This window comes from Mycetocola sp. 2940 (genome assembly GCF_040548835.1).
In the GTDB taxonomy this organism is placed as follows: Bacteria; Actinomycetota; Actinomycetes; order Actinomycetales; family Microbacteriaceae; genus Mycetocola_A.
In genome coordinates this window covers 483473-493960 of record NZ_JBEPSK010000002.1, presented here as the reverse complement: position 1 = coordinate 493960, position 10488 = coordinate 483473, and the positions used below count along the sequence as shown (strand labels likewise).

At 67.3% G+C, this 10488-nt stretch carries 14 protein-coding genes; 2 read left to right on the top strand and 12 right to left on the bottom strand.

From position 1 onward, the window contains the following. Positions 1-200 precede the first annotated feature (200 nt). Both ABIE24_RS04760 and ABIE24_RS04755 read left to right on the top strand, forming a co-directional pair. Positions 201-815 (top strand): hypothetical protein, encoded by a 615-nt coding sequence (locus ABIE24_RS04760; protein ID WP_354497314.1) that lies wholly within the window; start codon positions 201-203, stop codon positions 813-815. After that, complete coding sequence (locus ABIE24_RS04755; protein WP_354497312.1) at positions 815-1045, top strand: helix-turn-helix domain-containing protein; 231 nt, start codon at positions 815-817, stop codon at positions 1043-1045. Before ABIE24_RS04760 ends, ABIE24_RS04755 begins: the two co-directional genes overlap by 1 nt. Before the next feature lie 3 nt (positions 1046-1048). On the opposite strand, the gene ABIE24_RS04750 is transcribed toward ABIE24_RS04755, so the two are convergent. The 12 genes from ABIE24_RS04750 to folB form a co-directional block, all read right to left on the bottom strand. After that, on the bottom strand, positions 1049-1777 hold the full coding sequence (locus ABIE24_RS04750; protein WP_354497310.1) for a ZIP family metal transporter: 729 nt from the start codon (positions 1775-1777) through the stop codon (positions 1049-1051). 22 nt (positions 1778-1799) lie between these two features. Continuing rightward, a complete protein-coding gene (cls, locus tag ABIE24_RS04745; protein WP_354497330.1) occupies positions 1800-3251 on the bottom strand; it encodes a cardiolipin synthase in 1452 nt (483 codons plus the stop codon). A gap of 81 nt (positions 3252-3332) precedes the next feature. Continuing rightward, a complete protein-coding gene (locus ABIE24_RS04740; protein ID WP_354497308.1) occupies positions 3333-3533 on the bottom strand; it encodes a hypothetical protein in 201 nt (66 codons plus the stop codon). Positions 3534-3562: 29 nt separating this feature from the next. Further along, a complete protein-coding gene (locus tag ABIE24_RS04735; protein WP_354497306.1) occupies positions 3563-3709 on the bottom strand; it encodes a hypothetical protein in 147 nt (48 codons plus the stop codon). Positions 3710-3716: 7 nt separating this feature from the next. Beyond that, complete coding sequence (lysS, locus tag ABIE24_RS04730) at positions 3717-5234, bottom strand: lysine--tRNA ligase (protein ID WP_354497304.1); 1518 nt, start codon at positions 5232-5234, stop codon at positions 3717-3719. 78 nt (positions 5235-5312) lie between these two features. Beyond that, positions 5313-6173: a pantoate--beta-alanine ligase gene (gene panC / locus ABIE24_RS04725; RefSeq protein ID WP_502916237.1), complete on the bottom strand. Its 861-nt coding sequence runs from the start codon at positions 6171-6173 to the stop codon at positions 5313-5315. Continuing rightward, complete coding sequence (locus ABIE24_RS04720; RefSeq protein ID WP_354497302.1) at positions 6170-6925, bottom strand: Rossmann-like and DUF2520 domain-containing protein; 756 nt, start codon at positions 6923-6925, stop codon at positions 6170-6172. The genes panC and ABIE24_RS04720 overlap by 4 nt, the downstream gene beginning before the upstream one ends. Further along, positions 6922-8553: a PH domain-containing protein gene (locus ABIE24_RS04715; protein WP_354497300.1), complete on the bottom strand. Its 1632-nt coding sequence runs from the start codon at positions 8551-8553 to the stop codon at positions 6922-6924. Before ABIE24_RS04715 ends, ABIE24_RS04720 begins: the two co-directional genes overlap by 4 nt. Further along, on the bottom strand, positions 8550-9104 hold the full coding sequence (locus ABIE24_RS04710; protein ID WP_354497298.1) for a PH domain-containing protein: 555 nt from the start codon (positions 9102-9104) through the stop codon (positions 8550-8552). The genes ABIE24_RS04715 and ABIE24_RS04710 overlap by 4 nt, the downstream gene beginning before the upstream one ends. Continuing rightward, a complete protein-coding gene (locus ABIE24_RS04705) occupies positions 9073-9546 on the bottom strand; it encodes a DUF3180 domain-containing protein (protein WP_354497296.1) in 474 nt (157 codons plus the stop codon). The genes ABIE24_RS04710 and ABIE24_RS04705 overlap by 32 nt, the downstream gene beginning before the upstream one ends. Beyond that, positions 9543-10079: a 2-amino-4-hydroxy-6-hydroxymethyldihydropteridine diphosphokinase gene (gene folK, locus ABIE24_RS04700; RefSeq protein ID WP_354497294.1), complete on the bottom strand. Its 537-nt coding sequence runs from the start codon at positions 10077-10079 to the stop codon at positions 9543-9545. Before folK ends, ABIE24_RS04705 begins: the two co-directional genes overlap by 4 nt. After that, positions 10076-10471, bottom strand: a complete 396-nt coding sequence (gene folB / locus ABIE24_RS04695; RefSeq protein ID WP_354497293.1) for a dihydroneopterin aldolase — start codon at positions 10469-10471, stop codon at positions 10076-10078. The genes folK and folB overlap by 4 nt, the downstream gene beginning before the upstream one ends. Positions 10472-10488 lie beyond the last annotated feature (17 nt).

Sequence of the window (10488 nt, the reverse complement as noted above, 5' to 3'; positions counted from 1 at the left end):
GACGACATCGCCCAGCATCCGCTCCGAGAACCTCGGACTCATCTCGATCAACACCCTTCAATAATCAGGTGTTGCTCTAACCGTTAGAACCCGCGCGCCCATTCGGGGATTTTGCGTCACCGGAATGACTTGACGACTCGCCTGCTCGCCGCTATCTTATCGATTGTCGTTATTATCGATAAGCATTAAGGAGTATCCGCGTGCAGGTTGAAAGCAGCGTTCGTCCCACCCGGTCCGAGAGGATCGATCTGTGGACGGTCATCGTCGTCGGAGCTGTCGCCGCTCTCATCACCATCGGTTTCGCGGCGGTCAGGCTCGCGGGCATCCTGCCGAACTCCGGGGTCGAGGTGCTCGTCCCCTTCGTCAACACACCGGCTTCGCTACCGATCGGGCCCGGCGGAGCGGCCGTCGACGTCGAGGTCGACCAGGGAGTCCTGACGGTATCGGGGCTGCCCGGCAGCGTCGTCACGTTTCTCGCGCTCGCTGTCCTCGTCGACGCCGTGATGACACTCACCATCATCGGGTGCCTGGGCATCGTCTGCGTCAACCTCATGAAAGGTCACGCGTTCTCGCGCACGAACCCACGGCTGATCATCGTCTCGGCCGTCGTGCTCATCGCCGGTACCGCGTTCGGCAGCATCCTCCAGACGATGGGGGCCAATGGTGCGCTCGCCGCTGTGAGCGGCGGATCCTTCGACGGGGTCGTCGCGAGCGGTTCGATCGCACCGTACTTCGTCGCCGCCGGCCTGGCCGCCGTGTCGGTCGCGTTCACGGCAGGCGAACGGATGCAACGCGATACGGCGGGTCTCGTCTAGTGGGCGGCGGGGACGACGAGCCCACCGGCATCCGATGTCGGCTGGATGACCTCCTCGCAGCACGGTCGATGACCTTGACCCAGCTCAGCGAGCGGGTCGGGGTGAGCATCGTCAACCTTTCTGTGCTGAAGAACGACCGGGCACGGGCGATCCGCTTCTCGACGCTCGTCGCGGTCTGCGACGCCCTCGACTGCGAGGTCGGCGAGCTGCTCGAGCGCGACCGCCGATGACCCTCAGCTCAGCTGGTGGATCCCGAAGCTGACGAAGAAACCGAGGGTGGCAATGAGCCCGGTGAACGCCTTCGCGTCGCGGAACGCCTCGGGGATCATCGTGTCGCAGATCATCGCGAGGATGGCGCCGGCCGCGATCGCGGTCACGAACGCGGCCAGTTCGGCCGGAGCGTCCTGCAGAAGCACCAGACCGCCGAGGGCGGAGAGGGCACAGGCGAGGGTGATGCCGATCCAGAGCGTGAAGACGTAGCGAGGCCCGCGACCGTCCGCTTTCAGATCGGCCGTGGAGGCGAGTCCCTCAGGCACGTTGGAGATCACGATCGCCACAAGCACGGGGATCGAAACCTGCCCGCCGGCGACCATGCTGAGCCCGAGGACCGCCGTCTCGGGAACGCCGTCGAGCAGGGCGCCGATAGCGATGCCTGTTCCTGACCCGGGTGACTCCGCCGACCCCCGGCGGTTGCGCACATTCGCCCGGTCGAGAACGAGGTTGGCCGCAACATAGACGACCGCGCCGGTGACGAAGCCCGCCATCGCCGGCCAGAATCCGCCCGCCTCCGCCGCCTCCTCGACAAGGTCGAAGGCCAGGGCAGAGATCAGGACCCCGGAGCCGAACGCCATGATCGTGGCAACCACGCGGCGGGGCACGGCCACGAACCAGGCGATGAGGGCTCCGAGGAGCAGGGCTCCCCCAGCCAGCGCCCCTGCGCCGAGTGCCGCCCATTCAGCCATCCGGCCAGACTATGCCCGGATGCTACTGGAGCGCAGAACTGAGGCGAGCGAGGTTGTCGAGGACCGTCGATCTGAGCGGCTGTTTCATCCACTCGTCCAGGGTGAGTTCGCGGCTCTTGAGCCGGTACTCGTCTTCGACCTCGCGCATGTCGGAGACGAACGAGGCACCGCGGACCATGAGCGACACTTCCAGGTTGAGGCCGAACGATCGCATGTCCATGTTGCTCGATCCGATCACGGCGACCTCGTCGTCGATCGTGAAGTGCTTGGCGTGCAGGATGTACGGTGCCGGATAGAGGTAGATGCGCACCCCGGCCCGAAGCAGGGCCTCGTAGTACGAACGCTGGGCGTGGTAGACGAGTGCCTGGTCCCCGATCTCGGACACGAACAGATCAACGGGAAGACCGCGCTGCACCGCAGTGGTGATCGCGTACAGCATCGATTCGTCCGGCACGAAGTACGGGCTGGTGATGACGATGCGCTTCTGGGCCGCGTAGATCAGGCCGAGGAACAGCCGCAGGTTGTTCTCGCCGTCGAAACCGGGCCCGCTGGGCACGACCTGGCAGTCAAGCTCGCCGTTCTCGAGGTCGGGATCGGTGACGTCGATCTCGCGGGTCACCAGCTCGCCGGTTTCGCTGTACCAGTCGCTGAGGAAGATCGCGTTGATTCCCCCGACCACCGGTCCCTCCACACGGGCGACGAGTTCCTGCCATTTCAGGCCCCGGCGCAGGTTGCCGCGCTTGTTGTAACTGCGGTCGATGACGTTCTGCGAACCCATGAACGCGACGTCGCCGTCGACGACGAGGATCTTGCGGTGGTTCCGCAGGTCTGGTCGCTGGAACTTTCCCCGCAGTGGCTGCAGCGGCAACATCAGATGCCACTGGGCGCCGGTCTCGTCGAGCCGGCGCCTGGTTTTGCGGTACCCCTTGCTGCGCAGGTTCGCGATGTGATCGAGAAGCACGCGCACCTCCACACCGCGCTGCACCGCTCGCTCGAGAGCGTCGAAGAACGGCGCCGTGGTCCGGTCGCAACTGAGGATGTAGAACTCGACGTGCACATGGTGCTGCGCACCGTCGATCGCCCGTGTCATGGCCTCGAGGGTCTTGTCGTAGTCGCCGAGCAGCCGGGCCTCATTACCGCCGAGCAGCGGAAGAGCACCGAGGTTGCGGTTGAGCTGTACGAGGTTCGTGAACCAGAGGGGCAGCCCCGGCTGCAGATCCTGCTTCGGCAGGTTCTCTCCCGCGATCCGGATGTAGTCGTTGATCTCCTCCTGGATCTCCCGGCGCTTTCGTGGCAGCTTGGGGTGCCCGATCAGCAGGAAGGCGATGACACCGACATACGGGATGAAGAAGATCGCCAGGAGCCAGGCCATGCCGGCGGTCGGGCGGCGGTTGCGCGGAACCACGACGATCGCAATGACTCGGATGAGAAAGTCGATCGTGAAGAAGAGGACGACCCACCAGTCGGCGAACATGCTCGCCCACAGGGCCGCTAGATCCACGCGTCGGCTCCTGTCGTCGGGAAGAGAGGCCTCCAGTCTATCGGCGCAGGCCGATCAGCTCTCGACGGACCCGTCCCTGGCGTCGGTCGCCGGCGGAAGCCCGAGGCGGGCACGCTCGGCGGCCTCGAGGTTGGCGTACGCTGCCCGCTCGTCACGGTCCGCACGGAGAATCGCGCGCATGACGAACCAGAAGATCACACCGACGAGGACTGTCGGGATGATCGACCAGAGTGCGTTGAGCCAGTAGTTGTCCATGACTCTTCAAGGATACCCCGGCCCGGCCGTCAGCCCGCCGCGATAATTCCGATCACGCCGGAGATCACCAGGTACAGGCCGATGCCGCCGACGACCACCCAGATGATGATCCGGTTGGTCGACGGCTTCCGGGGGTCCTTGGGGTTCAGTTCTTCCTTGGGCAGGTAATCGCTCATCACAGCCTCATTTCACCAGGGGGAACAGGATCGTCTCGCGGATGCCGAGTCCGGTGAGGGCCATCATCAAGCGGTCGATGCCCATGCCCATGCCACCGGTCGGGGGCATACCGTGTTCGAGAGCGCGGAGGAACTCCTCGTCGAGGCGCATCGCCTCGGTGTCTCCCCCTGCCGCCAGTCGGGCCTGTTCGACGAAGCGCTCCCGCTGGACGACCGGGTCGACCAGCTCGGAGTACCCGGTCGCGAGTTCGAAACCGCGGATGTAGAGATCCCACTTCTCGACCACTCCCGGGATCGACCGGTGCGCCCGCACGAGCGGCGACGTGTCGACCGGGAAGTCCCGCACGAACGTGGGGCGGACGAGCGCGGACTTGACGAAGTGCTCCCAGAGCTCCTCGATGTACTTGCCGTGGATGGGGTGCGGGATGACGATGTCTTCCCGCACGGCGAGTTCGCGCAGCTCCTCGATCGGTGTCTCGGGCGAGATCGTCCGCCCGATCGCCTCCGAGAGGCTGTCGTACATGGAGATCCGCTCCCATTCGCCGCCGAGGTCGTACTCGGTGCCGTCGGCCCAGGTCACGGTGTGCGATCCCGCGATCGCGAGGGCGGCATCCTGGATCAGGGTCTGGGTGAGTTCGGCGATGGAGTTGTAGTCCCCATATCCTTCGTAGGCCTCGAGCATGGCGAACTCGGGGCTGTGCGTCGAGTCAGCGCCTTCGTTGCGGAAGTTGCGGTTGATCTCGAAGACATGGTCGATGCCCCCGACGATGGCGCGTTTGAGGTACAGCTCGGGCGCGATGCGCAGGAAGAGTTCGGTGTCGAACGCGTTCGACGTGGTGACGAAGGGGCGGGCGGATGCTCCGCCGTGCATCACCTGCAGCATCGGGGTCTCGATCTCGAGGTAGCCGCGCTCGGTGAAGGTGCGGCGCAGGCTGGCCACCGCTTTCGACCGCTGGACCACGTTCTGGCGGGCCTGTTCCCGGGCGATCAGGTCGAGGTAGCGGCTGCGGACGCGGCTCTCTTCGCTGAGTTCGTTGTGCAGGTTCGGCAGGGGCAGGATCGCCTTCGACGCGATCGTCCACTCGCTCACCATGATCGACAGTTCACCGCGGCGGCTCGAGATCACTTCACCGGAGACGAAGAGGTGGTCGCCGAGGTCGACGAGTTCCTTCCACAGCGCGAGGGATTCTTCGCCGACTTCGGCGAGGGAGACCATCGCCTGGATCCGGCTGCCGTCGCCGGACTGCAGGCTGGCGAAGCACAGCTTGCCCGTGTTGCGGAGGAAGACGATGCGACCCGCGACGCCGACGACATCACCGGACGTCTCGTCGGCCTGGAGCGAGCTGTGCCGTTCGCGGACGGCCGGGATCGTGGTGGTGATGGGCACGGAGACGGGGTACGCACCACCGGCCGCGTCTGCCGACAGCGCAATGAGACGCTCCCGCTTGGCCAGGCGAACGGCCTTCTGCTCGAAGATCTCTTCAGCGGTCGGCTCGACGGGCTGGTCTGGGGTGGGGGCAGTCATGATGAAAAAACGTCTCCTTGTGGGGTCGTCCCAGTTTACGTGCCGCTGCCGGGGCCCCTCACCGCGGCCCTGAATGGGTCAGTTGATGAAGAACCGGCTGTTGTCGATGAGGCGCGTAGTCCCGACACGTGCCGCGATGAGCGTGATCGCGGTGCCGTGGTGGTTGCCGGAGACCGGCAGGAACGTCGCCGGGTCGACGACCGCGAGGTAGTCGAGCTGGACGCGGGGTTCCCCCATGATCACGGACTGGGCCGCGGCGATGACGGCGTCGACCCCGCGGTCGGCTGCTGACGCGGCAGCCTCGAGCGCTCGGGAGAGCACCCGGGCGGAGCGACGTTCGACGTCGTCGAGGTAGACGTTCCGGCTGGACAACGCGAGGCCGTCCTCGGCCCGGACGGTTTCGACGCCGTGCACCTCGACGGCGAAGCTGAGGTCGCTGGCCATACGCTTCACGAGGAACAGCTGCTGGCCGTCCTTCTCGCCGAACACGGCGGCATCCGGGTCGATGATGTGGAACAGCTTGGCGACGACGGTGAGCACACCGTCGAAGTGCCCGGGCCGTGTGCGCCCCTCGTACCGCGTGCCGATGTCGCCGGCGCTGACCGTGACGGACGTCTGGCCGTCGGGATACATCTCGGCGGCTGTCGGGGCGAAGACGAGCTTCACGCCACGCTCGGCGAGTCGTGCGACGTCGTCATCGAGGGTGCGAGGGTAGCTGGTGAGGTCTTCTTTGGGGCCGAACTGCAGCGGATTCACGAAGATCGACACGACGACGATGTCGCCGAGTTCCGCCGCCCGGTCGACCAGGGCGAGGTGCCCGTCGTGCAGGGCGCCCATCGTCGGCACGAGCACGACCCGGGGGTTCGCGGTTCCGCTGTCGATGGCCTTCCGGCGAGCGTCTGCGATGCCGGAGCGGATGTCATCGATACTGTTCGTCACCCACCGATGCTACCGGTCGGCGCGGTGCCCTCGTCGCCGAGGTCGAAGCCGCTGGCGTCCAGACGCGGGCGTCCCGCCTCCTGCAGCGCGTTGTCGACGGATGACCGGACGAGGGACGAGAGGAACGCCCCGGGATGCTCCACCCCGATCCCTCCGAGAATCCCCGTCGCCTGCGTGACGATCGAACGGGAGAACGCCGTGGCGATCTCGATCGCTTCGGCATAGGCGGCGCGGTCGGCCTCGGCGACGATCACCGGCTCGCCGCCCATTTCGACGACGAGCGCCTGCCCGATGGGCTGGACGGGACCGGGCGCTGTGACGGCGAACCAGCTCTCGGTGAGCCGCGCGATGTCGATGCTCGTCCCGGTGAAGTCCATGGCCGGGTGGATCGCCAGCGGGATCGCGCCGAGCGCCTGGGCCGGCGCGAGGACCGACGTGCCGAACCCGGCAGCGGTGTGCATCACGAGTTGCCCGGGCAGCCAGGTCGAGGTGGCGGCGAGGCCGGCGACGAGCGACTCCAGCTCGGAGTCGGGGACGGCGAGGATGACGAGCTCGCTGCGCTCGACGATGCTGGGGATGTCGAGGATCGGCACCGCGGGAAGCATGGCTTCGGCGCGGTCCCGGCTCTCGGCGGAGACCGCGCTGATCCCGGTGATGGCGTGACCCGCTCCGGCGAGTGCCGCACCGAGCACTGGTCCGACCCTCCCTGCTCCGATAATGCCGATGCCGAGACGGCCGGCCCGCGCGCTCACAGCGAGCCCCCGGTGGACGGGGGAACGGTGTCGGCCTGAGCCTCTGCCCAGCGATGGCTGTGGTCGGTCCGTGACGCGACGACGATCCCGGCGGACACCTGCTCGAACAGGTTCGCGGCCTCCGCGGTTCCGATGACCGGGAGCGTCGCTGTGATGGGGCCGATGACGGTGTGGGCGCGCGCGGACGCGAGGCGGAGCATCCGCTCGAGCGGGCCCTGCGACACCGCGAAACTCACCATCCTCGCCAGGGGAAGGAGGTCGAGCTTGCGCCAGATGACGCCCTTGCGGAAGATGAGCAGGCCGTCGTGGAGGGCGTAGCCCGTGCGGCGCCACGCAAGCGGATCGAACCAGCGCGCGCGGCGCGGAGCGAGGACGAAGCCGGAGCGGGACGGGTCGCGGATCGCCAGCCCGAGTTCGTTGTGGAGCGCGGCCGTCGGGGCCACGCCGAGCAGAAGTTCCACCACACGTGACACGTCGGTCAACGTTCCGACGGGCAGGACCGTGGTGTTTCCCTTGCCTCCGGCGGCGGCCTCGGCCGACAACCCGGCCTTGTTGATCTTGACCTGCCACCAGCCGAACGGCCGCCAGAGAATCGACTGTGACACCTCGATGGCGTGCACCCGACCCGGCGGAAGGGTGTCGTTGCTCGTGGAGAAGAGGCCGAAGCCGATCCGGACCCCGGAGGGCGTTCCCGCAATCGAGTACCTCAGCGATCTGGTGACCGTCGTCCAGAAGTAGCTGACGATCCCGATCACGCTCGGGATGAACCAGAACAGCGCCCAGATCTGGCCGTTGACGAGTGACACCATCATCACCACGGCGAGGAGGAAAATGAAAACGGTCCCGAGGCTGAGCACGGTCGAGCCGATCAGCCGGCCGAGGGGGATGCGCACGACGGACTCAGGAGGAGCGGCCCCCGGGTCGAGCTCGGGGGCGAGAAAGTCGTTCACCCGCTCGTTGACGATCCGGCTGAGGGCCGCCTCGTTCTGGATGCCGTCCGGCCCGACCGTCGGAGCGGGGGCGAGGCCCTGGCTGGCGAGGTGCACACCGGATGCCAGCGTGAGCACGTCGCGGCGAAGGTCGTCGGCATCCCGGGAATAGAGGTACTCCAGCTTGACGCTGGCATCCGCGCCGGCGACGCTGACCTCCATTTTCGCGGCACCGAACAACCGCGGCAGGAACGGGCGCGAGATCCCGACGCCCTGGATGCGGTCCAGTTTGGCGTTGCGGTGCGTCCGGAAGAGGATGCCGCTGCGCACCTCCACCGCCTCGTCGGTGACCCGGAAGGTGTGCATGCGCCAGGAGAGATAGAAGGCGGCCATCACCACGGCGAGGACCCCGAGGACGCCGAGGAGGGCGAGCCCCACGTAGCCGTGCTCCCAGACGTAGGTGAGCGGGTCGTAGTTCTCATCGAACTCGGCGGCGCCGGGAACGAAGACGTCCAGCAGCCGCTCACGAAGGTTCGCGATGACGAATCCCGCGATCGCGAGGACGGCGATACCCCCGCGCAGGAGCGGGGTGGCTGCGTGCAGCCGGTGCCACTCGCCGTCGGTGAGGCTGCGACGTGCAGGCCCGGCCGGCTGACCGGCGTCGTTCACCGGCAGGGGAACATCCGATTCGCCCGTCATAGACCGGTCCGCCTGCTCTCTGCCACGACGACGAGGTGGTCACGCAACTGTTCGGCTTCCTCCTCCGGCAGGCCGGGCAGGACGATGGCACTCGCCGCAGACGCGGTCACGAACTTGAGTTCGGCGAGTCCGAACGCCCGCGCGACGGGGCCGCGGTTGATGTCGATGAGCTGCATGCGCCCGTATGGCACAGCGACGACGCGTGTCCACATGATTCCGCGGCGGAACAGCAGGTCATCCTGCCGAAGCTGGTAGCCGATGGCCCGAATGCGACGCGGTGTGAACGCAGCGCCGATGGCGATCGCGACGAGCAGCGCCGCCATCACCCACCACTGCCAGGCCTGCTGGAACAGGACGGCCCAGAGGATCGCGACCGCGATCACGATAACGGCGGTGATGCCGGCGCCGATGAGGTCGACGAGGATGTACTTCGGCGAGACCCGTCGCCATTCACCGCCCACCTCGACCCGCCGGGGCGCCTCGACGACCGGCGGCACGTCGGGAGCCGAACCGGGCAGGTCAGGAACTGCGGGGTGCTCCGGGAGCGTCATCGTCTTCATCCTTCGGAAGCGTGCAGAGGTGTTCGGCAATCAGTCCTGCGGCCATGAGCACCGCCGCGCCAACGCAGGAGGCGATCGCGAGCCACATCGAGCCTATCGCGGGCAACACCGGCCGGGTCGTGAAATAGAGCACGGCACCGAGGGACGCACCGGTGAGGAGGGCGCCGACGAGACTTGACGCCTTCGCGAGGACAACGATCCGCGTCGCCTGGAACGGATCGATGCGAGCCCGGCGTTTGCCGGTGACCGCTCTCCGGATCGGGATGGACACGCTGATCACGACGGCGGCGACCACCAGAAGCGTGAAGGGCATCGTGAGCGGCGGAACGACGAGGGGCCTGCCGTACGCCTCCAGGCCGTATTCGAGCAGGAACCCGGCGACGAACCCGAGAGCGGCCAGACCGATCAGCGGGGTCGGGTGAGTACGGTTCACCGGGCGGCTCCCGAGGAACCCGACAACGTCTCGAGGAGATGCGCGACCGGCCCCGCGCCGGGCAGCACGGCGTCGGGGGCGACCTCGAGCCACGGGGCGAGGACGAAGGACCGCTCGGCGGCCCGAGGGTGCGGAAGCACGAGGTCGTCGGTATCGAGTCGCAGCGAGCCGTAGGTGATGATGTCGATGTCGAGCGTCCGGTCACCCCAGCGCTCGGCGCGAACCCGGCCGAAATCGGATTCGATCGATTGAACGGTGCGGAGCAGCGCCCGCGGCGGGAGTGTCGTCTGCACGAGCGCGACGCCGTTGAGGTAGCGGGGCGCGAACTCGTCCTCGCCGTCAGGCTTCACGGCGACCGACTCGATCAGGGCCGAGACCGCCGTCACGGTCACGCCGTGCCCCGGAAGGGCGGCGAGGGCGGCACGGATGGTCCCCTCGCGGTCGCCGAGGTTGGCGCCGAAGGCGAGCACAGCGTCGACCGGCCGAAGCGGACGGACCGGCGGGTGGATCGGGGGTTTCGGAATCGGGGTCATGACCGGGCGGCCCGCTGCGCGCTTGTCGCCGCATAGCGGAGGATGCTGACGGCCACGTCGTCGAACGGAACCGAGATCGGGGCATCCGGTTTGTGCACGGTGACGCGCACACTCGTCGCGACCGGATACGCCAGCACGAGGTCAGCGACCCGTTCGGCGACGGTCTCGATGAGGTCGACCGGGTCGGATGCCACAGCGGCCGCGACCTTTTCGGCAAGCTCCCCGTAGTGGATCGTCTTCGCCACGTCGTCGCTCGCCGACGCCGCCTGGAGGTCGACCCCGACGGTCAGGTCGATCACGAAATCCTGGCCGTTTTCGCGCTCGAAGTCGTAGACCCCGTGATGCGCCCGCACGCGGAGTCCGGTCAGGGTGATGGTGTCGCCGGTAGTCACAGTGCCCACTCTACGGT

Bases quoted from the DNA above. Each gene is read 5' to 3' on its own strand.
- ABIE24_RS04735 (WP_354497306.1), bottom strand. From the start codon at position 3,709: ATGAGCGATTACCTGCCCAAGGAAGAACTGAACCCCAAGGACCCCCGG.
- ABIE24_RS04740 (WP_354497308.1), bottom strand. From the start codon at position 3,533: ATGGACAACTACTGGCTCAACGCACTCTGGTCGATCATCCCGACAGTC.
- lysS (WP_354497304.1), bottom strand. From the start codon at position 5,234: ATGACTGCCCCCACCCCAGACCAGCCCGTCGAGCCGACCGCTGAAGAG.
- ABIE24_RS04715 (WP_354497300.1), bottom strand. From the start codon at position 8,553: ATGACGGGCGAATCGGATGTTCCCCTGCCGGTGAACGACGCCGGTCAG.
- ABIE24_RS04710 (WP_354497298.1), bottom strand. From the start codon at position 9,104: ATGACGCTCCCGGAGCACCCCGCAGTTCCTGACCTGCCCGGTTCGGCT.
- folK (WP_354497294.1), bottom strand. From the start codon at position 10,079: ATGACCCCGATTCCGAAACCCCCGATCCACCCGCCGGTCCGTCCGCTT.
- cls (WP_354497330.1), bottom strand. From the start codon at position 3,251: ATGTTCGCCGACTGGTGGGTCGTCCTCTTCTTCACGATCGACTTTCTC.
- ABIE24_RS04750 (WP_354497310.1), bottom strand. From the start codon at position 1,777: ATGGCTGAATGGGCGGCACTCGGCGCAGGGGCGCTGGCTGGGGGAGCC.